16 protein-coding genes are annotated in these 23,279 nt (G+C 55.9%); 13 read left to right on the top strand and 3 right to left on the bottom strand.

Translation table 11 applies throughout. The features are described from left to right. The first annotated feature begins 21 nt into the window (after window positions 1-21). The 6 genes from JT718_RS12460 to JT718_RS12435 all read left to right on the top strand — a co-directional run bounded on the left by JT718_RS12460 (window position 22) and on the right by JT718_RS12435 (window position 8,803). The gene (locus JT718_RS12460; protein ID WP_205503022.1) at window positions 22-1,002 is read left to right on the top strand and encodes a GSCFA domain-containing protein; all 981 of its coding nucleotides are present in this window, start codon (window positions 22-24) and stop codon (window positions 1,000-1,002) included. Window positions 1,003-1,069: 67 nt separating this feature from the next. Further along, a complete protein-coding gene (locus tag JT718_RS12455) occupies window positions 1,070-3,103 on the top strand; it encodes a thioredoxin domain-containing protein (protein WP_205503021.1) in 2,034 nt (677 codons plus the stop codon). 179 nt (window positions 3,104-3,282) lie between these two features. Further along, on the top strand, window positions 3,283-3,759 hold the full coding sequence (locus tag JT718_RS12450; protein ID WP_205503020.1) for a hypothetical protein: 477 nt from the start codon (window positions 3,283-3,285) through the stop codon (window positions 3,757-3,759). 55 nt (window positions 3,760-3,814) lie between these two features. Further along, a complete protein-coding gene (priA, locus tag JT718_RS12445; protein ID WP_262897353.1) occupies window positions 3,815-6,349 on the top strand; it encodes a replication restart helicase PriA in 2,535 nt (844 codons plus the stop codon). A 492-nt stretch (window positions 6,350-6,841) separates the two neighbouring features. Next, window positions 6,842-7,264: a hypothetical protein gene (locus tag JT718_RS12440; RefSeq protein ID WP_205503019.1), complete on the top strand. Its 423-nt coding sequence runs from the start codon at window positions 6,842-6,844 to the stop codon at window positions 7,262-7,264. Between the two features lie 1,206 nt (window positions 7,265-8,470). After that, a complete protein-coding gene (locus JT718_RS12435; RefSeq protein WP_205503018.1) occupies window positions 8,471-8,803 on the top strand; it encodes a Rieske (2Fe-2S) protein in 333 nt (110 codons plus the stop codon). A gap of 109 nt (window positions 8,804-8,912) precedes the next feature. On the opposite strand, the gene JT718_RS12430 is transcribed toward JT718_RS12435, so the two are convergent. Continuing rightward, on the bottom strand, window positions 8,913-10,367 hold the full coding sequence (locus tag JT718_RS12430) for a PQQ-dependent sugar dehydrogenase (RefSeq protein ID WP_240337061.1): 1,455 nt from the start codon (window positions 10,365-10,367) through the stop codon (window positions 8,913-8,915). Between the two features lie 171 nt (window positions 10,368-10,538). Next, complete coding sequence (locus tag JT718_RS12425; RefSeq protein ID WP_205503017.1) at window positions 10,539-13,043, bottom strand: M14 family zinc carboxypeptidase; 2,505 nt, start codon at window positions 13,041-13,043, stop codon at window positions 10,539-10,541. Window positions 13,044-13,933: 890 nt separating this feature from the next. On the opposite strand from JT718_RS12425, the gene JT718_RS12420 reads away from it, so the two are divergent. The 4 genes from JT718_RS12420 to JT718_RS12405 all read left to right on the top strand — a co-directional run bounded on the left by JT718_RS12420 (window position 13,934) and on the right by JT718_RS12405 (window position 19,346). After that, a complete protein-coding gene (locus JT718_RS12420) occupies window positions 13,934-14,773 on the top strand; it encodes a hypothetical protein (RefSeq protein ID WP_205503016.1) in 840 nt (279 codons plus the stop codon). Window positions 14,774-14,968: 195 nt separating this feature from the next. Continuing rightward, window positions 14,969-16,129: a helix-turn-helix domain-containing protein gene (locus tag JT718_RS12415; RefSeq protein ID WP_205503015.1), complete on the top strand. Its 1,161-nt coding sequence runs from the start codon at window positions 14,969-14,971 to the stop codon at window positions 16,127-16,129. Window positions 16,130-16,205: 76 nt separating this feature from the next. Continuing rightward, a complete protein-coding gene (locus tag JT718_RS12410; protein ID WP_205503014.1) occupies window positions 16,206-17,399 on the top strand; it encodes an acyltransferase family protein in 1,194 nt (397 codons plus the stop codon). A gap of 78 nt (window positions 17,400-17,477) precedes the next feature. Continuing rightward, window positions 17,478-19,346 carry a CocE/NonD family hydrolase gene (locus JT718_RS12405; RefSeq protein WP_205503013.1) on the top strand — a complete coding sequence of 623 codons (1,869 nt, stop codon included), beginning with the start codon at window positions 17,478-17,480 and terminating at the stop codon, window positions 19,344-19,346. A 219-nt stretch (window positions 19,347-19,565) separates the two neighbouring features. Here JT718_RS12405 and JT718_RS12400 read toward each other — a convergent pair whose 3' ends face one another. After that, window positions 19,566-20,126 carry a hypothetical protein gene (locus tag JT718_RS12400; RefSeq protein ID WP_205503012.1) on the bottom strand — a complete coding sequence of 187 codons (561 nt, stop codon included), beginning with the start codon at window positions 20,124-20,126 and terminating at the stop codon, window positions 19,566-19,568. A gap of 353 nt (window positions 20,127-20,479) precedes the next feature. Between JT718_RS12400 and JT718_RS12395 the strand changes: the two genes are divergently transcribed. From JT718_RS12395 to JT718_RS12385, 3 genes are all read left to right on the top strand, one after another. Next, window positions 20,480-21,364 (top strand): hypothetical protein, encoded by an 885-nt coding sequence (locus tag JT718_RS12395; protein ID WP_205503011.1) that lies wholly within the window; start codon window positions 20,480-20,482, stop codon window positions 21,362-21,364. 366 nt (window positions 21,365-21,730) lie between these two features. Further along, window positions 21,731-22,252 carry a hypothetical protein gene (locus JT718_RS12390; RefSeq protein WP_205503010.1) on the top strand — a complete coding sequence of 174 codons (522 nt, stop codon included), beginning with the start codon at window positions 21,731-21,733 and terminating at the stop codon, window positions 22,250-22,252. Window positions 22,253-22,330: 78 nt separating this feature from the next. Next, a complete protein-coding gene (locus JT718_RS12385; protein WP_205503009.1) occupies window positions 22,331-23,275 on the top strand; it encodes a hypothetical protein in 945 nt (314 codons plus the stop codon). The last annotated feature ends 4 nt before the right edge of the window (window positions 23,276-23,279 follow it).

Genomic DNA, 23,279 nt, shown 5'->3' with positions numbered 1-23,279 from the left:
AAGTAGCCTCCCTGAAACCCCATGCAATTCCGCACCGAACTTCACGTTTCCCCGGCCCCGCACCGCTTCTCCCGCACCCAGGGCGTCTTTACCATGGGCTCCTGCTTTGCCGAAGTAATGGGCCACAAACTGCAGGAAGCCAAGGCCAGGGTGCTGGTGAACCCGTTCGGGACCATTTTCAACCCGCTCTCTATCCATAAACTCCTGCGGACCGCCCTCACCCAAGACATAGGCGACCTGGAAGCTGGCCTGGTAGAGCAGAACGGCATCTGGCACCACTATGATTTCCATTCGGCCTTCTCGCACCAGAGCCCAACCGAATTGTTGCAGATCCTGCACACCCAGTTGGAGCAGGCCCACCGGTTTCTGAGGCAGGCCGAAGTGGTCATGCTTACCTGGGGCACCTCAATGGTGTATGAGCGCCAGGACACCGGCGTTTTGGTGGCCAATTGCCATAAAGTGCCCCAAAAAGCCTTTACCAAACGCCTGCTCACCCTGCAGGAGATAGAGCAGGACACCCGGCAAACCCTGGAACTCTTGCAGCAACACTGCCCCCACCAACAAGTGATCTTGACCGTCAGCCCGGTGCGCCACCTCAAAGACACGCTGCCGCTGAACAGCGTGAGCAAAAGCCTGTTGCGGGTAGCGGCCCACTCGGCCCTGCAGCAGCACCCCAACATCACCTACTTTCCGGCCTACGAACTGCTGCTGGACGACCTGCGCGATTACCGTTTCTACGACTCAGACCTGATTCATCCCTCCCCCATGGCGGAGGAGTACATCTGGCAGAAATTCATCGCTGCCTACGCCGACCAAGCGTTCTCTGAGTTCCTGCCCCGCTGGGCCCAGCTCCAGCGCGAACTGGCCCACAAGCCTTTTCATCCCCAAAGCCCCGCCCATCAGCGCTTTCTGCAGAACCTGCTCGCCAAGCTCCAGGCGTTGGCCCCGGAGGTTGATGTTACAGCCGAGATTGCCACCGTACAGCGCCAGTTGCGTATGTAGTAATTCCGTTTTGCGGCCTATTTTGTAGAAACAGGCCCGAAACGCCCTTTACCTATCCTTCAGTACTATGGAAAAAAAGCCTAACCGCCTGGCGCAGGAAACCAGCCCGTACCTGCTGCAACACGCCTACAACCCGGTAGATTGGTACCCCTGGGGCCCCGAGGCGCTGCAGAAAGCCCGGCAAGAACAGAAGCCCATTCTGGTGAGCATCGGCTACGCCGCCTGCCACTGGTGCCACGTGATGGAGCATCAGTCGTTTGAGAACAAGCAGATTGCCGAGGTCATGAACAAGCACTTTGTCTGCATCAAGGTAGACCGCGAAGAACGCCCCGACGTGGACCAGGTGTACATGGATGCCCTGCACGCCATGGGCGTACAAGGCGGCTGGCCCCTCAACGTGTTCCTGAACCCAGAAGCCAAGCCCTTCTACGGCGGCACCTATTTCCCGCCGCAGAACTGGGTGAACCTGCTGCAGAGCATCGCGGAGGCGTTTGCCAGGAGCCGCGCAGAGCTGGACAAATCGGCTGACCAGTTTGTCCAGCACCTGAACCAGAGCGAGCTGGCCAAATACGGCCTCCAGCAGCCTAACCCAGAGGTGAGCCCCCAGGCGTTTGAGCAGATGTTCCAGAACCTGAAGCGGCGCTTTGACTTGAAGCGGGGCGGCACTGGCGAAGCCCCCAAGTTTCCCATGCCCAGCACCTGGCGCTTCCTGCTGCGCTATTATCACCACAGCCAGGATTTGGCGGCCCTGGAGCAGGTGAACCTCACCCTGGAAGAAATGGCCTTTGGCGGCATCTATGACCAGGTAGGTGGCGGCTTCGCGCGCTACTCCGTAGATGAGAATTGGCTGGTGCCCCACTTTGAGAAGATGCTCTATGACAACGGACAGTTGATCAGTTTGTATGCAGAGGCCTACCAGGTAACCCGCAATGAATTGTACAAACAGGTGGTGCAGGAAACCATCGCCTTCGTGGAGCGCGAGCTCATGAGTCCTGAGGGCGGCTTCTACTCGTCTTTGGATGCCGACAGCGAAGGCGTGGAGGGAAAATTCTACGTGTTCACCCAGGCAGAACTCCAGGAAATACTAGGCGAGGAAGCCGGGCTGGCCTCTACCTATTACAATACCACCCCAGTCGGAAACTGGGAACATGGCGTGAACATTTTGCACCGCCGGCAAACCGACGAGGCCTTTGCCGCCGACCAGGGCCTGAGCCTGGAGGAACTGCAGACGCACGTGCAGCATTGGAAAGACACGCTGTTGCAGGCCCGGGCAGAGCGTATTCGGCCGGGCCTGGATGACAAAATCCTCACTTCCTGGAACGCGCTCATGCTGATCGGGCTGACCGATGCGTACAAAGCTTTCGGGGAGCCCAAAATGCTGGAACTGGCCTGCGCCAACGCCAACTTCCTTTTGAACAATTTAAAGCAAGGCACCCAGCTCTTCCATAACTACAAAGACGGTAAGGCCACCATTCCCGGCTTCCTGGAAGACTACGCCCTCCTGATTCAGGCCTTCCTGGGCATGTACCAGGTCACCTTTGAGGAAAGCTGGCTCCAGGAGGCCAAACAACTCACTGAGCATACCCTCACCCACTTCTTTGATGCCCAGGAAGACCTGTTCTTCTTCACCAGCTCGGCCGGGGAGCAGCTGATTGCCCGCAAAAAGGAAATCTTTGACAACGTGGTACCGGCCTCCAACTCGGTGATGGCCCAGAACCTGCATTTCCTGGGGCTGTACTATGACAAAGAACGGTATAGCCAACTCTCAGACCAGATGCTTTCCAAGGTACGGGACCTGGTGGTGCAAGAGCCCTCACACCTGGCCAACTGGGCCAGCCTGTTCTACCTCAAGCTAAAGCCCACCGCCGAGATTGCCCTGGTAGGGCCCCAGGTGCATGCCTTCCGGAGCCTGCTGCAGCAGCATTTTCTGCCCAACGCCTTGCTGGCCGGCACTAAGGAAGAAGGCACCTCTCTCTTGCCGTTGCTGGAAGACCGGTTCGCCCAGGGCGGGCAGACCACCTTGTACGTCTGCTACAACAAGGCGTGCCAGTTACCCGTGCAGTCGGTGGCCGAGGCCCTGGCGCAGGTTCAGCAGATGTAGCCCACAATCCCCGGCTCCCAAAGGTTTTCCTGCCAGTAGGGAGCCCCTTTGGTAGCCCGGGATAGTACAAAAAGAAGCCTTGGTGGGCTAAATCAAACAAATTGACGATTTTCGCGGGTCTGTAGAACTGGAGCGGCCAAACTGCTGTTGCTGCACCAAGCACTAAACCCACTAACCACGTGAAGAAGTTACTCTTTTTAGGCGGCCTTTGGCTTGCCATCACGGCTTCAGCCGCTGCCCAGAACGGTGACGGCTACTGGAAGCGTTTACAGAAGTCCCACCCAGAGACCACCCTGGAAGCCCTGCAACGAAACACCCCGGCCGTGTCTCAGGCCCCCTCGGGCCCTACTGAGTTGGGCGCCTGCCGCTTGTCTTTGGTGTACAAGGGCAAAACCCGCAACATCACCCTGGAGAGCATCCAGCTCATGAAGCAGAAAGGCCTGAAGCCGGGCAACATCCGGCAGTTCCGCAAAGAGGTGCTCTTTACCTCGGGCCAACAGGAAATCTGGTTGCCGGTAAAATCTTCCCTGGCCGAGCAGCTGGAGCTGGAAGTACGCGACACCGAGCCCGTGCTGCTGTACACCACCGTGCTGCGCGACCCAGACCCGCAAGACAGCCAACTCACTTTATTGGTGGAAGACTACCAGGTGAAGTAAGGAAAGCTTTCCGTTTCCGGGCTGTTTTTCCGAACTTTGGCCTAAATTGGCCGCTTTGACACCTGAATTAGAATTCCATACTCCTGCCGATGACGTCTCTGAACGGGTCACCCTGTTCGCAGACGTCATTTTACCTTTGCCCCTGCCCAAACTGTACACGTACCGCGTTCCTTACCAGATGAGCGACGAGGTGCTGGTGGGCGCCCGCGTGCTGGTGCAGTTTGGGTCTAAACGGGTCCTGAGCTGTATAGTGGCCCGCGTGCACGAGCAGCCTCCCAAAGAGTACCAGGCCAAGTACCTGCTGGAAGTGATTGACGAGAAGCCCGTGGTCACGGGTCCGCAGCTCAAGCTCTTCATGTGGATGGCCGAGTACTATCTCTGCACCCTGGGCGAAGTGATCAACGCTGCCCTCCCCTCGGCCCTTAAGCTCAGCAGCGAGTCCAAGATACAGCTGCACCCGCAGTTCAACGAGGAAACCAACGAGTGGCCCCTCACCGGCCACGAGGAAAAGATCATCTTCGCGCTGCGCCAGAAGCAGCACCTCACCTTCACCGAGGTGGGCCAGTTGCTGCAGCTCACCAGCTTTCATAAGATCATCAAATCGCTGCTGCTCAAGGAGATCATCATCATTTATGAGGAGATCGCCGAGAAGTATGCCCCCAAGGTGGTGAAAAAGGTACGCCTGGCCCCGCAGTTTACTACTGATGAGGAAACCCTGGAAGCCCTTTTCAATGAACTAGGGGCCCGGCCCAAGCAACTGGACGTGCTGCTCAAGTACGTGCAGCTCACGCCCGTGCTGCACAACCTGGCCACCAATGAGCAGGGCATTGAGAAGAACATGCTTACCTCCAATCCGCACCTGTCGCTTTCGGCCATAAATACGCTGCTTAAGAATGGCGTGCTGGAGCAGTTTGACCAGGTGGTGAGCCGTTTTCCCGAGGCCGAGGGCCGCGGACCGTACCTTACCATGGAACTGTCGCCGGCGCAGGCCCAGGCCCGCGACCAGGTGCTGGACTTGTTTGGCGAGAAGAACACGGTGCTGTTGCACGGCATCACGGGCAGCGGCAAGACCGAGATCTACATTGACCTGATCCAGAAAGCGGTGGAGGCCGGTGGCCAGGTGCTGTATTTGCTGCCCGAAATCGCGCTCACGGCCCAGATTGTGGTCCGGCTGAAGCGGGTGTTCGGGGACCGGTTGGGCGTGTACCACTCCAAGTTCTCAGACAACGAGCGCGTGGAGGTCTGGAACGGCATTCTTTCGGGGCGGTTCCAGGTGGTGGTGGGCGTGCGGTCCTCGGTGTTCCTGCCCTTCCATTCGCTGAGCCTGATCATTGTGGACGAGGAGCACGAGCCTTCTTACAAGCAGCACGAGCCGGCGCCGCGCTACAACGCCCGCGAGGTGGCGCTCATGATGGCGCAGTTCCACGGGGCCAGGACCCTGCTGGGCTCGGCCACGCCTTCGGTAGAGACGTATTACCACTGCCAGCAGGGCCGGTGGGGCCTGGTAAACCTGCACGTGCGCTACGGCGAGGCCACCCTGCCCCAGGTGGAACTGGTGGATACGCGCCAGGAAAGCCTGCGCAAGAACATGCTCAGCCACTTTTCGCAGCGGCTCATCCACGGCATCCAGGACACGCTGCACGGCCACGAGCAGGTGATCTTGTTCCAGAACCGGCGGGGCTACGCGCCTTTCATTGACTGCAATGACTGCGCCTGGATCCCCAAGTGCCGCAACTGCGCCGTGAGTTTGTCTTACCACAAGTTCTCCAATGAGTTGCGCTGCCACTACTGCGGCTACTCCGAGAAAAAGCCCAACGATTGCCCCGCCTGCGGCTCCACCATGCTCAAGACCGTGGGCTTTGGGACCGAGAAGATTGAGGACGAGCTGAAGCTGATCTTGCCCGAGGCCCGCATCCAGCGCATGGACCTGGACACCACCAAGCGCAAGAACAGCCACCAGCAGATCATTGAGGACTTTGAGCAGCAGCGCACCGACATTCTGGTGGGCACCCAGATGGTGACCAAGGGGCTGGACTTTGAGCACGTGAGCCTAGTGGGCATCCTGAGCGCCGACAGCATCATCCACTTCCCCGATTTCAGGGCGCACGAGCGGGCGTACCAGTTGTTTGTGCAGGTGAGCGGGCGGGCGGGCCGTAAAGGGAACAAGGGCAAAGTCCTCATCCAGACGGCTAACCCCAACCAGCCTATCTTCCAGCGGGTCATTGACAACGACTACCAGGGCCTGTACGAGCAGGAAATTGCCGAGCGCCAGAAGTTCAGGTACCCGCCCTTCGTGCGGATGATCAGGCTCACCGTAAAGCACCCCGAGGCCAAGCCCTGCGAGGCGGCGGCCATCCTGCTGGCCAAGGACCTGGTAGACCGCCTGGGCCGCACCGGCGTGCTGGGCCCCGAGGCCCCGCATATTTTCAAGATCAGGAACCAATACCTGCAGGAAGTGCACGTAAAACTAGACCGCGAGAGCGGCAACCTGCGCGAGGCGAAGGCCCACATCTATGATGCTGTGCAGCAGCTACTCAAAGCCAAAGACTTCAAGAATGCGCGCGTTGTCATTGACGTGGACCCGTCTTAATACGCCGGCTTAGCAGGCCACCTTCAAAATAAACCCTCCAAAAGGCTGTTTTCGGGCTGATTTTCATCATTCAGCCTGAAAACAGCTTTTCTGTTTTTGGGCGGTTCCTAATTCCTGCCGGGTCAGGCGGGCTTGTATCCGCAGGTTTCGGGCTGAGGCAAAAGGGAGCAACTATTGGCTGCGTCCTGGCATTTCCCCTTCAACATTTTGCTGTTCCCGCAGGCCGCTGGCTGGCTCACTTTAGGGCCACAAAGCGGTTTTGGGGGCCTTTTGGCAAAAACTGCCGAAAAACGGGGTCCCGTTCATCCGGGAAAAGTTCCGCCTCGGTGCTGGTTTTTGCGGCTTCATCCTGGTTTTAAGCCTTTTAACAGATCATTAACATACAAGCAAGCAACGTATTGCCCAACTTTGCATCTATATAATCAAAAGGGCTACCCCAGAAACGAGCAAAATACTCTTAAAAAATTCTAAAAATCTTAACCATAAAAAATTATGAAAACTCGCTTAACCTCCGCTTTCTTTACCGTTTGTTTCCTGTTGAACCTGGCTCCTGCCTTTGCCGGAACAAACCCCCACGGCTCCGCTCCCCGCACCACCAAAGTGTTCAAGCATGTTCTGAAAACTAATGACCTGCGCATCTTGTCGTTGGAGCTGGCGCCAGGTGAGTTCCTGGATTTCCACGCCTCACCGGAGCAGGAAGCCTACGCAGCCTCTGCCGGAACCCTGCGCATGGTTACCCCCGATGGCCAAGTGAAAACAGTAAAAGTGAAACCTGGCGACCGCCTCTGGACCGATCTTACCCATTTCAAGAACTGGAACACCGGCGAGAAAACCCTGAAAATCATGCTCCTGGAGAAACCTGCCGATAGCTTTGAAAAAAAATCAGACAATTCTTTCTACACGCTTAAACCTTAAGGTCTTACCCGCGTAAAATCTGATACATTCACACTCTATTTCGCTTAAAAGTAGTCTTCACTATCCGCTTGCGCTCTGGGATAGACTACTTTTAAGCATTTTTTTTGCCCTTTCTGCTCTAGCCACCTGCTGTGCCGCCCGTTGTTGCGTCCCTTTCTACAGGCTTCGGCTCTAGCTGGTAAATCCGCCGGTTCGGGGTGGGTTAGTCCGGTTCACTCCCTCTTTTGCAGGCTTCGGACAGGAAAAGGCCCGCTTCTTCTTATTTGCGTTGCCGCCGGCGAAAAGTCACTGCATATTTGTATCATCAATCACGGCGAAAGCGGTTGAGTCCCCTCCCAGAGAAGATTCCCCCTCCCCGGATTGCCCGCTGGCCCAGGCCAGCCCTCCAGAAGAATTTAGGTTTTGTTTGTTAGTTTGGTGTAAGGGGCCCGGTTTTTCCGGGCTTTTTCATTTTAGGGGCACTTCATTCGCCCTAGAATTGCTTTGAGCCTGTTTTTCCAGAATTAACGCTAAAACCGTTTTCTCTGAGTGCCGCTCCTCCCGCACCTGCTGCCTTTCTCCCCAACATTGGGGCAGGCCGACAACCTTGTCCCCTTCCCTTGTACCGCAAGGCTGCTGGCCCGCTCCCCGGCTAGCAAGGATTCTATCGGTCGGTCAGTTTCCCTCCTGAGGGAAGGCTTTCGGCAGCAGGTTTTCCGGTTTCATCAAAAAACAGGGTTAAGGAAAGTGCGCTGGATTTTTGGGGAGAGAACCGCCTGATTTAGCTGACGCCTCCAGATTTTCTTACCGTTTCACCGCCTAGTGCGCCATTTTTGGGCTCTTTTTTCCGGAAAGTTCTATTTCCTGCGCCTCCGGGTTGGGGCGGTTTTCTCCGGGTTCGGGGGTGGTTTGTCCGGTTCACTCCCGGTTTGTCGGGATTCAGGCAGAAAAAGGCCTGCTTCCTCTTGTTTGGGTTGGCACCGGGGCAAAGTTGCTGCATCTTTGTATCACTAAACGCAACCACAGCACCTGATTCCCTCTCAGCTTGCTGCTCCCCCACAACCGGTTGCTTTAGTCTTCATTAGGTTTGTTTAAAAGTTTTGTTTGTTAGTTTGGTGTAAGGGGCCCGGTTTTTCCGGGCTTTTTCATTTACAGGCCTTTTTAACGCGGCACTTCCGTTTCAGGGGTATTTTCTGGATATTGGCCCCCAAACAGCTCTCCCCGCCCATGCCCTGGATCAAACTTTTCAACAGCGAGGCCGAAGCCAAGGCCCAGGTAGCCCTCACCAAAGCCAAGGCCGTGCTGGCGGACGGCCGGGAAATCTGCCTGGCGCATACCCCGGCGGGCCTCTTTGCCGTGGAGAACCTCTGCCCCCACCTGGGCGATGCCCTGAGCCGCGGCACCACCAATTACCTCAATGAGATTATCTGCCCCTGGCACAGCTACCGGTTCCACCTGGCCACGGGCGAGGAATGCAAAGGCAGAACCCGCCCCCTGCAACGGTTCCCGCTGGAAACCCGCGAAGACGGCGTGTATGTACATCTGCCGGAAACCCCCTAAAAGCGCAACAGCCGTTTGCTCCGGCAGAACCCAGAGCAAACGGCTGTTGCGTTCATTTCAGGGCCGTTTTACCGAAAATGGCCCTAAAACGACGAGCATTTGCCCGCTGCTACTCCTGCACCGGTACCAGCCGGTAAATCCGGCCCGGGTTTTCCACGGCCAGGTACACGTAGCCATCGGGGCTCACGCGTACGTCGCGTACCCGTCCAATGTCCTGCAGCAGGCGTTCTTCCCTTACCACCTTATTACCGTCTAGCTCCAGGCGGCTCAGGAACTTGAAGCTCAGGGAGCCTAGCAGCAAGCTTCCCTCCCAGCCTTTGTAGCGGTCTGAGGTGACAAAGGCCATGCCCGAGGGCGCAATGGAGGGCACCCAGATGTAGATAGGATCCGTGATGCCTGCTTTTTGCTTCAGGTCCGTGATTTTGGTGCCGTTGTAATTGATGCCGTGGGTGACCTCGGCCCAGCCGTAGTTGGCCCCTTTCTTCACAATGTTCACTTCATCGCCGCCTTTGGGCCCGTGCTCGTGCAGCCAAAGCTCACCGGTGGCGGGGTTTAGGGCCATTCCCTGGGCGTTTCGGTTACCGTAGGTGAAGATGGAGGGCAGCGCGTCTGCCTTGCCTACAAACGGATTATCGGTGGGAATGGAGCCATCTTCTTTGATGCGGTGCGTTTTGCCGGCGTGCACACTAAGGTTCTGGGGGTTCACGTTGGTGCCGCCCCGGTCGCCCATGGTGAAGTACAGGTACCCGTCTGGGCCAAACACTATGCGGCTGCCGTAGTGGTGGCGGGTGCGGGCGTAGGGCTGCGCCTCAAAGATCACTTTCTGGTCCTGCAGGCTGTTGCCGTCCAGGCGCGCCCGCATAAGGGCAGTGGTAGACAAGGTCTGGCCGCCGTCGCGCTTCACCGCCGAGTAAGACAGGAACAGCACGTTGTTCTTGCTGAAGTCTGGGTGCAGTTTCACGTCCAGCAAACCGCCCTGGCCCTGCGCCAGCACCTCGGGCACGCCCTCTATCTTCTGCAACTGGCGGCTTTGGGTAAGCCGGTACAGCGTGCCGCCGCGCTCAGTGATCAGCATGTCGCCGTTGGGCAGGAACGCCATGGCCCACGGCACGTCCAGCCCGGTGATGACGGTATCCAGCTCAAAGCTCACCTTCTCTGAGCGGTGCACCAGGGTATTTCGCCGTTGGGCCGGTTGGTCTTTTTGTTTGGTGATGCCCTCCCGGATGTAGCTTACCAACTGATGGATCTGCTCATCGGTGAAGGTGGTGTCATAGGCGGGCATGCCCTGCTCTGGGTAGCCGTGCTTGATGCCTTTGAACAGGGCCTCGGGCGAGTCGCCGTGCTGCCATTTGCGGTTGACGAACGTCTCCAGGTCGCGGCCGTGGCACCCGCCGCAGAAATTGGTGTAGTTGCTTCTGGCCGAGGCCAAGGCAGCCCCGGAAAGTTGTTGCCCGGCACTGGCCTGCCCCCCGCTCTGCGAGGCGGTAGAGGCGGTTTTGCTGCAACCCATGAACGAAGCAAGGCTTAGCAGCACGGCAGCCGACAAGATATGGGAGAAACGCATAAGGTTTTGGTTAAGCTTTAAACAGGCATACTCCCCTAAAGCTAAAATTGATTTGGGTAATGTTCTAACCGGCACCAGTATTTTTAAGCCGTTTTCCTGAAAACAGCCCCAAAACAGGAAAGCCCGCTCTTGGGGCGGGCTCTCTTGTTTCTGAGGTAAGGGATATCAGGTTTACTGGCCCACCAGGAACACGGCATTCCCGAACAGGAGCTTGCCGCCCTGCCAGAACGCTCTAAACAATGGGTTGTCTACCAGGTACACCACCTGGCCGCGGCCCAGGTCCTGCACGCCCAGCACCAGGCCGTTCTGCAGGTTTTTGCGCACTTTGGCGCCCACAAAACCGGTGGCCGGTGCTTCTTCCCTAAGGTAACCTACGTTCCAGCCTTCTTTCAGGAACTGGGGCAGGGTGCTGGTCCTGATCAGCGCCGGGTAGGTGCTGCCGTAGCCAAACGCCAGCGGATGGGTGCTGTCCAGGTTCACCCGGAACACGCTGCCCTGCACCTCTTCAGAGATAGACTCCCGCTCGCGGTCGGCGTACTTCTTCAGGTGCTCCGCGGTGGCTTCCTTCTTGGCATTGGTGGTATCCGGGGTCTTTTTCTTAAGGGCGAAGTCGGGCTTATCAGCTAAGAAGGTGGCGGCGCTTTCCAGGGCAATCAGCTTGCCGCCGGCACGCACCCAGTCTTTCACCTTGTTGAGGGTTCGCTCCTCCAGGATTCTGGCGTACGAACCGGTGGGCAGAATCAAGACGTCAAACTCGTGCAGGGGCACATTGCCCAGGTAATCGCCGCCCAGCACGGTCACGGGGTAGCCAATCTGCTGCTCAAAGTAATGCCAGATCTCCCCAAACCCGTAGGGCGACACGCCATCACCGGTCACCAGGGCCACCTTGGGGGCTTGCACGTACCGGATGCTGCGGGACCCAAAGTCTGACCCCGAGGTCACGAAGCCGGTGGTGGTGGTGGTGAGTTTGATGCCCAATGAATCAGCGGCCCGGGTCACCAACTGGTCAAACTTGGCTCCCAGGTTCTCGTTGCCGGTTCTGGTGATGATGAGCGTGCCCGGGGCGTATTTCACCTTGTTCTGCTCAAACGGCACCTCTGAGTAGCGTACGCGCACTTTTGCTTTTAGAAGGGCCGACATGAACTTGAGGTCCTGCACGCCGGTCCAGGGAGCCAGGTACGCGTACGCGGTGGGCGTAGCGGCATTGGTGGGGGTAGCGGCCGCGGGCTGGTCATTAGCCATGGCGATGCGGCTGGTGAAAGCCGCGCCCTTGAGCCCGTAGGCGTACGGCAACGACCAGGCGGTAATGTCATACGTCACTGAGTCTTCCAGGCGGGCCGACGGCTCAAACAGCACGTTCAGCAGGGTAGATTTGGGCTGGTAGGCGCTGATCACCAGGTCACCACTTTCATACTTCACAGTCTCGGTCTTGCCAGACTGGTAATTGAAGCCTTTGCTGCTGCCGCCTCCCCGGGCGTACCCGTAGCGGATCTGCTGCCGATCCAGGTACTGGGTCAGTTCCTTGATGCGGCCTTCCTCGCCTTTCACCTTGAACACGTAGCTGCGGTACGTCCCGAAGGGTTTGGTCTGGGCATCGGCATAGAACTTCCGGAACTCCTTCACTACCTGGTCTACCTTGTCAGACATGGCCTCAATGGTGGCCAGGCTGGCGGCGTGGTGGTGGGCAATACGCTGGCTCAGGGTGAGGCTGTCGCCGTCGGCTTTCTGAATCACGACCCCGGCCCGGCCAGACCCACCCTGCTCGTAAGTCATGGCAATGGCGCCCTGGTAGGTAGGCCAGGTGTCGCCGTAGCTGGGGTAGAATAAGTCAAAGCTCTCGCGGGTGAAGTACAGCCAGTTGTTCTTGTCAAAGTACTTGCGGTTGTAGTCGCCAATGATGCCCTGGAACTCGCGCTGCCAGGGCGTGATGGCGTCGTGGTACGGCTTGGCCGAAGGGGCAAAGTAGTACGGGTTGTCCACGGCCTGCTCGTGGAAATCGGCGTGCAGTTGCGGCATCCATTGGTTGTAGACCACCGCCCTCTGCTTGGACTCAATCTGGGTCTGCCAGGCCCAGTCGCGGTTCAGGTCAAAGTAGTAGTGGTTGGGGCGTCCGCCGGGCCAGGGCTCCTGGTGCTCCCAGGCCCACGGCGAGGCATTGGGCTGTTGGTTGCGCACGCGGTTATACCACTGGGTGTAGCGGTCGCGGCCATCGGGGTTCACGCAGGGGTCAATGAGCACCACGGTGTTCTCCAGCCATTGCTGGGTCTGGGCGTTGCTGGGGTTGAGCAGGTCATACAGCACCTGCATCACCGCCTCAGAACTCACCGACTCGTTTCCGTGGATATTGTAGCTGAGCCACACAATGGCCGGCTGCTTGCCGCCGGTGGGCTGCCCGTCCATCAGGCCGGTGCTCTTGAGGTTATTGGTCCTGATTTCTTCCAGCCGCTGCATGTTGGCCGGCGAGGAGATGGTGGCCAGCAGCAGGGGCCGGTTCTCATAGGTGTGCCCGTAGGTCTGTAGCTGCATTTTGGTGGTATTCTGGCTGGCCAGATACCGCACATAATCCACAATACGGCCATGAAACGTGAACTGGTCGCCCAGGCGGTAGCCCAGGAACTGCTCAGGGGTCTGCAGCGCGTTTTGCGCCCGGGCCTGTGAGGCCACCAGTACCGCCATGAAGCACAGAAGCCATGCCAGCCTCTTTCTCAAAGGAGTCTCCAAATACATTATGCTCTTGTTAGAATCTGAATAGAAGTAAAGATATGGGTTCTTGCACAAAGATTGTCAGCTACCTCCAGGAGAATGCCTGGCAGAGGCGGCTTTGCAATGCAAATTGCCAGATCCTGCGTAGGGGTACAGCCGCAGAAGCTTGTCTTATCTCAGGTTACGCCTGCCTCAATGGCAACCGCTCATTGGCAGTAGATCTTTCAACCACAATCGCATAACAAGCACGCGCTATTCCCAATTAGCTGTTTTTTTTAGGATAATAATTCTGCGTTTTATTCCCCTCTTTACCCCTTCTTTTAATATATTCTTCCCAAGCGATATCTAGCAAACACCAGCGCAATTGACGATCCAAGTTACTTATTATATATAGTTATCAAACCTAGATAGTACCTCCTCTATAACAAAGCTTATTACAGCTTAACTCTACCCAATTAACACCTTAATCACAGATATATTTAAACTATCTAGTTAAGTATAACAAAGCCCATTATACATTTTATATCCCCTCCCTCAACTTAAAAAAATAGCCTTCTCCGCCCGCAACAGCTATTCACTTACACGCTCTCAGGGTACGTCACTTTCTTAATTTACCTATTCATTAAAGCCAAACAAACACTAACTAAACCATTCCCTTTGGTTTAGACGAAGGCTCTATTTACTGCATACAATTGGATAAACATGCCAAAAACAACCGGTGTAGCTACACAAAAAAATTAAGTAAAATTTCTTTCAACTCAGTAGGGGTTACCCCCAATAAGCGTGTCTAGTACTACAGAATGCAAGAAGCGCTACGCATTAATGTTGATCATTCATTAACCTCCAACCAAATTACCCACACCATGAAATTCCCTAAGTTATTACCCCTTTTATTTGTTGGTTCATTATTTGTATTCAGCTCCTGCAGTGAGGACGACAAGGAGAACGATCCAGATCCAATTCCGGGAGATAAAATTTGCCGGCCGGTAAAAGTAACCGCTGAAGACGGCGTTACGGCCATCACCTACAACAATGATAAAATCAGTACCTTCTCTAATGAGGAGTTTGGCAACGTGACGGTTAGCTACCATACCTCGGGGAACAAAGCGGGCAAGCCGTCTAAGCTTACCTTCGCGGCGGGCGAGGAAGGAACCGGAAGCCTAGAGTATGTCTATGACGAGCAGGGTAAACTGATAGGAAATGCCTTTGTGACGGCCCAGATGCAGGGCGGCGGCCTGGTGGCGGAGTACGAGTACACCCAGAACCGCGTTAGCAAAATCACGCGGGCCATGGTGTTCCCCTCTGAGGAAGAAGGCGGAGAACCTGACGTGGTCATGATGGGCTTCACCACCTATGAGTATGACGCCAAGGGCAATGTAACGGTAGCCAGGGAGTTCTTTGACAATCCGGCCACGGAGGAAGATGAGTCTACCACCCCGCAGTCTGTGACGCAGTATACGTATGACAACAAACCAAGCCCGGTTTCTGCTTTTGAGGCGCTGTTCATGGGCGTTCCTACCATTAACCCGGCCAGCCCTAACAATATCTTAACGGCGGTGCACAGAGAAGGCAACACGGTTAAAAAAGACCTGTCTTACACCAACGTGTATGTCTTCAATGAGAATGGGTACCCAACCAAAACCACCCAGACTACCCAGAACGGGGAAACCACCGTTACCAACATTGACTACAGCTGCAACTAAATTTGCACAGATCCACCAGAAAGGCCCGGCACCCCGGGCCTTTTCTTGTTTTGTCCCAAGAGCAGGGCACCGGGAAGCAGCTGTTTTGAGGCAGTTTTCACGAAAATCGGCCTAAAACGTGGGGGCTGAATAAGTCACCTGGTGCTGGCTTTGCCCGGGCATTGAACGGCAGCCGGCCATTTGTTACCTTTAGCCATGGCAAACGGGTTTCTATGCTTTGATTTGTATGCGGCTCTTCTGCTGGCCGGAACGGTACAGGGCTTCTTTCTGTCCGTTCTATTCATTTCCAAAAGACCTCACCAACAACCGTATTTACAGCTTCTATTAGCCGCCTGGACCTTTCTGCTGTCTTGCGCGCTGCTGGAGATCTTTCTTTGCTACTCCGGCCTCATGTTCCATACGCTGGCGCTGGTAGATTTCTCTGAGCCCACCAATTTTGCGGTAGGGCCGCTCACCTATCTGCTGCTCAGAAGCTTCACGGGCTGTTCCTGGACCAGGCGGCAAGGATGGCATCTGGTTCCCTTCGGGTTTTACCTGGTGTACCATATTCCGTTTCTGATGCAGCCTGAGGCGTTCAAACACCAGGCCTACCTGCATGCCTACTTCCCTGATCAGCTGGCCAACGTTGCCCGCCAGGCCCCTTCATTCAACTTTGATCCGCTCCACCTTACCGAATGGGTCAATGAACTCACGCTGGCGCACATCACCTTATATGTGGTCCTTTCTGTGGTGTTCATGCGGAAGCAACCGCAGGTTTCCCCGGCCCCATTCCAGGCCTGGGCTAAGTTGCTTCTGTGGTTCTTCATTGGCATAACGGGGCTGTTCATAGCGGTGAAGCTCCTGTTCCAGGAAGATCTGGGCGATCATTTTATGGCGGTTTTCATCACGGGCCAGTTTTTCTTTTTCACCTATAAAATGCTGAGCGGGGCTGCTTTCTTTCAGCCGGTGGTGCAAGAAAATACGGTGCCTTTGGTGAAGTACGAGAAATCTACCATGACCCAGGAAACCAAAGATGCCCTCCTGGAGAAACTGAAGGCCGCCGAGGAAGCCAGATTCTATACCCAAACCTCGGCCTCGTTACCCGCCCTGGCCAAACAGCTCCATACCACGCCGCACTACCTTTCCCAGCTCCTGAACGAGTGCCTGGGCAAAAGCTTTTTTGAGTACCTGGCCGAGTTGCGCGTAGAAGAGGCAAAGTCAATCTTGTTGAACCAACCGCACCTGAAAGTGGAAGAAGTAGCCGAACTGAGCGGTTATTTATCTAAGTCTGCGTTTATGGCCGCTTTTAAGAAAACCACCGGACAAACGCCGGGGCAATACCGCAAAAACGGACAGCCGCTTAGTACTACTTTATAAGATAGCACTCCGTACTTATAGGCAAATTCCGCGTTTCCAGCCTTTCCTGGTCACATTTGCTCAAAAACAAACGACTATGGAAAACCTCATCAAAACACGCCGGTATGAATTTGACTGGCTACGGGTGCTGGCGTTTAGCCTCCTCATTTTCTACCATACGGGTATGTTCTTCGTGGCCTGGGAGTGGCACCTCAAGAACAACCAACTCAGCGAAGCCTTGGAACTGCCCATGCAGTTCATGAGCCAGTGGCGCATGTCGCTTATCTTTCTGGTATCGGGGGTGGGCGTGTACTATGCCTTAGGCTATCGGCCGGCGGGCACTTTCACCAAAGACCGGCTCAAAAGGATTCTGTTGCCTCTGGTGATCGGGATGCTGGTAGTAGTGCCGCCCCAGGTGTACTTTGAACGACTGACCCAAGGCTTTCAGGGCAACTACTTCCAGTTTTTCCCTTCCATTTTCGAGTTTGAACCTTATCCTCAGGGGAATTTTAGCTGGCACCACCTCTGGTACCTGGCGTACGTGCTGTGTTACAGCCTGCTGCTGTTGCCCGTATTGCTTTACCTCCGCAAGACCCAGATACAGGAAACGGCAAGTAAACGGTGGTTGCTGCTGGTGGCGCCGGCAATGTGGCTTTCCCTTGGGGCGGTGCTGCTCAACAGAAAGTTTCCGGCCACCAATGCCTTAGTAGACGACTGGGCCAATCACTTCCTGTACATCACCATGTTTTTGTTCGGGTTTCTGCTCATGAAATTGCCCCAGCTACAGCAGAAGATCAAAGATGTGCGCTTTGGCAGCTTGGTATTGGGAGTTTCTGCGTTCAGTTTGCTGCTTTTCTTGATGCATGACCGCGAGTTTGAAGCCCTTTCCCCAGCCCAGCAGACAATGTACTTCGTCCTCAAGTCCTGTAACCGTTGGTTCTGGCTGATGACCCTTCTGGGGTTTGCCATGACGCACCTTAGCTTCAAAGGAAAATACCTGGCGCAGGCCAATGAGATGGTGTATCCGTTTTACATCCTGCACCAGACGGTGATTGTGGCCCTGGCCTTTTACCTGCGCGATCTGGATTGGGCCATTTTCCCCAAATTCGCCCTGATTTCTGGGGGTACCTTTGTCTTATGCTTTGTCCTGGTCAGATACGTGATCATGCCGATTAACTGGCTCCGGGTTCCGTTTGGGTTAGCGCCCAGAAAGCCCGCGGTTCCGGCCATGCCCCCGGTGGCGGTAGAGCAAAAAGAGTCAGGTAAAGTAGTGGTGGGTTCTTGTTTCTAATGCCCTGGCTTATTTGAATTTGGCCTCTGAGCGGGAAATGGCTAATTTCCCGTTCCAACCTATTCAAACAAACCGCATATGAAATCAATCCGTTGGCAGTGGCTGCTGCTGGTCCTGCTCTGGACTTCGCTGACTGCCACTGCCCAGACCCTCACTGACTCGGCGTACATCCGGCAGAACTACACCAAAACCGAGCACCAGGTACCCATGCGCGATGGCGTGAAGCTTTACACCATTGTGTACGCGCCCAAAGACCAAAGCCAGAAATACCCCATCATGCTGAACCGCACGCCGTACTCGGTGGGGCCGTACGGCGAGGATAAATACAAAACCAGCATCGGGCCGTCTTCTGAGATGCTGCGCGAGGGTTACATTTTTGCCTACCAGGATGTGCGGGGCAAGTACATGAGCGAGGGTGAGTTCATCAACATGAAGCCTATCATTGCCCAGAAAGGCAAGAAAGACGTGGACGAGAGCACCGATTCTTATGACGCCATTGCCTGGCTGGTGAAAAACGTGCCCAACAACAACGGCCGCGTGGGCCAATGGGGTATCTCCTACCCTGGCTACTACACCACCGTGGGTCTGTTGAGCAACCACCCTGCCCTGAAAGCCGCCTCGCCGCAAGCCCCGGTCACCGATTGGTTCTGGGACGATTTCCACCACCACGGCGCGTTTTTCCTGCCGCACGCGTTTAATTTCCTGGCCAGTTTTGGGCAACCACGGCCGCAGCCCTCGCCTACCGGCGCACCGCGTTTCAACCACGGCACCCCAGACGGTTATGACTTTTTCCTGCGCATGGGTCCGTTGAGCAACGCCAACGCCCTGTACCTGAAAAACAACGTTTCTTTCTGGAACGACATCATGCAGCACCCCAATTATGATTCCTTCTGGCAAGCCATGAACATCAGGCCGCACCTGAAAAACATTAAACCTGCGGTGATGGTGGTAGGCGGCTGGTTTGACGCCGAAAATCTCTTCGGGGCGCTGGAGACCTACAAAACCATTGAGAAAAACAACCCGAAAACCTATAACACCCTGGTAATGGGCCCGTGGTTCCACGGCGGGTGGGCGCGTTCTGCGGGCGAACACCTGGGCAAAGTTTCTTTCCGCCAGAACACCTCTGAGTTCTACCGGCCTAACATAGAAGCCAGATTCTTCCGCCACTACCTGAAAGAAAACAGCAAAGGCAAACCAGACCTCCCCGAAGCCTACATGTTCAACACCGGGGCCAACCAATGGAAAGAATTTGCCGCGTGGCCACCCAAAAACACGCAGGAACGTCTGCTGTACTTCGGGGAGAACGGGAAACTCAGCTTTGAGAAACCCACCGGAACCGGCTTTGACGAGTTTATCAGCGATCCCAGCAAACCCGTGCCGTTCTCCGAGGAAACCACCGTGGGCATGACCCGCGAGTACATGACCGATGACCAGCGCTTCGCCAGCCGCCGGCCGGATGTGTTGACCTACCAAACCGATGTACTGACCGAAGACATTACTTTGGCCGGCGAAATCCTGAGCGCGCTCAACGTCTCCACCACCGGCTCAGACGCCGATTGGGTAGTGAAACTGATAGACGTGTACCCAGACACCGCCCGCCAGAACGCCCATAATCCATCTAGCGTGAAAATGGGCGGTTATCAGCAAATGGTGCGCAGCGAGGTCTTACGGGGCCGTTTCCGGAACAGCTACGAGAAACCTGAGCCGTTCACGCCTAACCAGGTAACGGCCGTGAATGTACCGTTGCAGGATGTGCTGCACACGTTCAAGAAAGGCCACCGCATCATGGTACAGGTACAAAGCACCTGGTTCCCGCTGGTAGACCGCAATCCGCAGAAGTTTGTGCCCAACATCTACCAGGCCAAAGCCGAAGACTTCCAGAAAGCCACCCACCGGGTGTACCACAGTGCCCAGCAACCTTCTTACCTGAAGGTAAAAGTGCTGTAAAAACCTTTCTTCTTAAAAACAGAGAAGCCGCTCTATCTTACTAGAGCGGCTTCTCTGTCTTATATAGGATTGAACCTGAGTTGACACCTTCTCCCTACCTGGTGTTTGCACCGGCAAATGCATTTATCCTTGTTGGGGAACACCCGCCGCATGGGGCGGCAGGTTAGCTCTGTTTCAAGCCCATTCCATGGAAAACTGCCCTGAAACAGGGAAGATCATTCAGTCCTGGTTCCAGCGGGCCAGCCGCACCCTGGACGCATACAAGGTTTCAAACATCAAGGGCTGGCTTCTCTCCTGCCAAATGGTAACGCCCTGGCTCCACAGCACCAGCGAGTCCTGATCCAGCTTCTCTATCTTGTATTGGTGGGTTTCTGAGGAAATCATCACGAAAAGGCTCCCTTCCTTCTCCTTCCACGTGAGGGCTTGCTCAGGCACCAGAAAGACAGAATCGGCGGGATAGGCAATGGGACCTGCCGGAACGCCCGGATAACGGCCGAACGGTCTTACGAAGGCGTCTTTGATCTTCACGTGACCGCCTTGCTCAAATTGCCAGTACAGGCTGTCGCCGCCCGACACGCTATAACGGGGCGCCAGATAAAAGTATCCGGCTGGTATGTCTGCGCCCGTGTAGGGCTTGAGCGTGCCTTCATGGGTGACCACTTTCCATTTGCCCAACAGTAGTTGATTCTCGGGCGTGGGCTCCTCCTGGCTATCGCACCCCGGCAGCAGCATGGTAGTACCTGCCACTACCAAACAGGAAAGAAGTAATCTGATTTTCATACAGTCAACGGCAATGGTGTTTCTGGTCAGTTTTTCTGAAAAAAGGGCAAAACGGGCAGCTTACCGGCGCCGGAAAACCTTTGCCCCGGAGTTAAAAGATTAGAAACTGCTTCAGCGCATCTCTTCATCAACTTCATCCTCCATAATTATAACTTCCTCTGGCAGGAAACAAGAGAGGCTGGCTACCACAAACCATAAAATCTGCCAAAGTGCCTTAAAGCGCCTGGATTCCCAGATTCTAGGGGGTACTGAAAATTTTTCTGAAAAAATTTCGTCTGAAGCCGTTTCTTCATTTTCTCTTCATCTTGACAAAATAGTTTTGACCCACTAACCAGTTAAAACCACCCGTCATTATGAAAAAAGTAACGTTTGTGATTGCCGCTTTCCTGCTCTCTGCCGCTTCGTTTGCGCAAACCGGTTCGGGCGCTGCCGCGCAGAAAACCAAAGCACAGGCCAACCACGGCCAGACGGTAAGCACCACTGCCCACAGCACCGCCTCCACCGAGGTGACGGCTGATGTTTCCGGCAAGGGGGAGACCGTGCGCCAGGTTGCCAGAGCCGGCAGAGACCAGGTGCAAGGGCAGAAAGAAGCCGCCAGAGCCCACCGGGAGGAACTGAAGGCCCAGAAGAAAGCAGCCCGGGAGGCCTCGGCCCAGGCCAGGGCAGAAGCCAGGGTAAACGCCAAAGCAGGGCTGGATGCCGCCCGCCAAACAAAAGAGGAGACCCAGCAATCGGCGGCTCAGGCCAAGGCAACCACCAAAGCTACCACCAAGGCCCAGTTGGAAGCCGCCCGCGAGCTGAAAAAAGAAACCAGGAAGACGGCCGCCCAAACCCAGGCAGCGGCAGAACAGAACACCCAGGCGCAAACGCAACCAGCGCTTGACGCCGCTGCCGCTACGGTCAATGGCGCCTCCCAGCTTCAGGCCGGGGCTGAGGTAAAAACCAGCGCAGACCTGAAGGCCCCCCAAGCCCACCCCGAGAACCACGGCGACCGGGTAAGCGCCCAAGCCCAAGAAGCGGTGGAAGTTGGCCTGGTGAAAGGACAGCAAGTGAAAAAAACCGCCACTGCCAAAAGCCAGGCAAGAGCCAGCCGGGCCCGGGCCACGGCCAACGGTACGGTTCACGCGGCCACGTCGGCCTCCCGCAAGGCCAACGGTTCTACCCGGCTCTCTACCAAAGGAGCCGTGAAACCGGTGAAAGTACATACCGGGGCTTCCCTCAACGTGGGCCTTAGATAAGACTATTCCTGGGTTGCTCCTGCTCCCTCAGGAGCAACCCTCCTTCCCTCTCACCTTAACACCTTCTGCTATGAAATTCTTAATCAGCGTCTGCTTTATCATGAACTGGCTACTAGCTACTTCTATTCCGGCTTTCGGGGAAAGCGCACAAAGGGTTGAGCTTCTCCCGGTGGCCGGAACCTTCAGGTAGATAAACTCCTTTATGCGTATGAAAACACCGTTTTCTCTTCTAGTTCCGCAGCAGCAATCAGTAACTTCGCAGCAGCATACCATTCACAAACCCAAGAAGGCAGAAAAGCCTTCCTCTACCCTACCCCTCGTCCTAAAAGTCTGGACGCAGCAGTTATTTGAAAGCAACTTACCCATATGAAAGAACTTAGCGTACTTGCGGTCCTTGTTCTTACCGCCTTTTCTTCCTTTGCCCGGCCCACAGCCGCTGACCAGCCATTAACGCCCAAGGCCACCCCCGACGCGGCCCTGCGGGTCTCTCTAGAGGAACCAGGCCAGGCCGCGGGCGTAGAAACAGGCCTGGAAGTGCCGCAGGCCACCCCAGATGCCCTCGCCAGCCCGGACCAGGAAAAGCCCAAAAAGGCCCGGGGCAAGCAGAAAACCGGCGGAGCTGAACAGGAAAATGACGGAGACGTGAAAAAAGTAGCCACCGCCCGCCGCCAGGGCAAGCCCGAAAAAGTGGAGGCTGGGGCCGAGGTGAACGCCAGAGCCAAAGCTCCCAGATCGGCGGCCCGGCCGGGCAGGGGCGCTGCCCGCGCCGTAAGATCAGGTGCTTCCTCGGCCACTAAAAGCGTGGGCAATGCCGTAAAGGCTACCAAACCGGTAAAGGTGGGCGGCAAGGTGGGCGTGGGCCCCGTAATCAAACCAGGTAAAAACTAATTTTGGGTTGCCCCTGCACGCAGGGCACCACTCCGTGTCCCGCCTTGCCTGTTTACCCTTAACCTAATCTCTACACAGATGAACAAGGTACTTGTATTCTGTTTTCTGGCATGTTGCAGCCTGGTAGTTTCAGGGCAATCTCTGAAAAAAGGCCCCGAAACGGCCGCCCCCGCCCCTGAGAAAGAAAAGAAGGGCTGGTTTACCATTGGCCTGGAAGCCGCCAACAACGCCTCTTTCTTTGGGCGCAACACGGCCCGGCAGTACCCGTACGTAGCCACTTCCTTGACCTACACCCACGCCTCGGGCCTGTTTGTGTCAGCCATGTCTTACCAGTTGTTTGACACCGAGGACTTTGTAGACGAGACCGACGTGTCTGCCGGCTACGGGTTCAAGCTGGGCGAGCGGTTTGATGGATCGGTTAGCTACACCCGGTTCATCTTCGGGCCAAATACGCCCTTGATCCAGTCGGTGACCTCCAACGCGGTGACCGCCTCGGGCAGCTATGATTGGAAAATCCTGTACACGGGGCTGGCCACCAGCTACATCTTCGGGGGCAGCAATGACCTGTTCACCGTTCTGGAGAACTCGCGCTACATTCCGCTGGAGCCGCTCTGGAAAGGCAAGAACCCGGTGGGGCTGGACCCCAAGATCAGCATAATTGCCGGTACCCAGCAGTTCTCCGAGGAGCATACCGTGGTGACCCAGAACAAGCAGAAAGACAAGGGGGCAGGCACCATCCTGGACCCCATCCTGCCGGGTAGCGGCAACGGCAATGGAAATGGAAACGGGAACGGGAACGGGAATGGCAACGGAAACAACGGGGGCACCACCACCACTACTACCACTACCACGGCCCGCCGCTTCAGGGTGCTGAACTATTCTTTTTACCTGCCGGTGGTGTTCAGCTTGGGAAAATTTGATTTTGAGCCTTCGTACCGCTACTCCATTCCGGTGAACAAGGTGGAGGGAGACGAGTCCGCGCCTCAGTCTTTCTATACGTTCAACATGAGTTACACCTTTTAACGCC

It is taken from the genome of Rufibacter psychrotolerans, assembly GCF_016924645.1.
Classification (GTDB): domain Bacteria; phylum Bacteroidota; class Bacteroidia; order Cytophagales; family Hymenobacteraceae; genus Nibribacter; species Nibribacter psychrotolerans.
This window is presented reverse-complemented; position numbering and strand designations above follow the sequence as displayed.

What these genes read in the sequence shown, in the direction of transcription:
- JT718_RS12460 (WP_205503022.1), top strand. Translation starts at nt 22, where the DNA reads ATGCAATTCCGCACCGAACTTCACGTTTCCCCGGCCCCGCACCGCTTC.
- JT718_RS12455 (WP_205503021.1), top strand. Translation starts at nt 1,070, where the DNA reads ATGGAAAAAAAGCCTAACCGCCTGGCGCAGGAAACCAGCCCGTACCTG.
- JT718_RS12440 (WP_205503019.1), top strand. Translation starts at nt 6,842, where the DNA reads ATGAAAACTCGCTTAACCTCCGCTTTCTTTACCGTTTGTTTCCTGTTG.
- JT718_RS12435 (WP_205503018.1), top strand. Translation starts at nt 8,471, where the DNA reads ATGCCCTGGATCAAACTTTTCAACAGCGAGGCCGAAGCCAAGGCCCAG.
- JT718_RS12430 (WP_240337061.1), bottom strand. Translation starts at nt 10,367, where the DNA reads ATGCGTTTCTCCCATATCTTGTCGGCTGCCGTGCTGCTAAGCCTTGCT.
- JT718_RS12425 (WP_205503017.1), bottom strand. Translation starts at nt 13,043, where the DNA reads ATGGCGGTACTGGTGGCCTCACAGGCCCGGGCGCAAAACGCGCTGCAG.
- JT718_RS12420 (WP_205503016.1), top strand. Translation starts at nt 13,934, where the DNA reads ATGAAATTCCCTAAGTTATTACCCCTTTTATTTGTTGGTTCATTATTT.
- JT718_RS12415 (WP_205503015.1), top strand. Translation starts at nt 14,969, where the DNA reads ATGGCAAACGGGTTTCTATGCTTTGATTTGTATGCGGCTCTTCTGCTG.
- JT718_RS12410 (WP_205503014.1), top strand. Translation starts at nt 16,206, where the DNA reads ATGGAAAACCTCATCAAAACACGCCGGTATGAATTTGACTGGCTACGG.
- JT718_RS12405 (WP_205503013.1), top strand. Translation starts at nt 17,478, where the DNA reads ATGAAATCAATCCGTTGGCAGTGGCTGCTGCTGGTCCTGCTCTGGACT.
- JT718_RS12400 (WP_205503012.1), bottom strand. Translation starts at nt 20,126, where the DNA reads ATGAAAATCAGATTACTTCTTTCCTGTTTGGTAGTGGCAGGTACTACC.
- JT718_RS12395 (WP_205503011.1), top strand. Translation starts at nt 20,480, where the DNA reads ATGAAAAAAGTAACGTTTGTGATTGCCGCTTTCCTGCTCTCTGCCGCT.
- JT718_RS12390 (WP_205503010.1), top strand. Translation starts at nt 21,731, where the DNA reads ATGAAAGAACTTAGCGTACTTGCGGTCCTTGTTCTTACCGCCTTTTCT.
- JT718_RS12385 (WP_205503009.1), top strand. Translation starts at nt 22,331, where the DNA reads ATGAACAAGGTACTTGTATTCTGTTTTCTGGCATGTTGCAGCCTGGTA.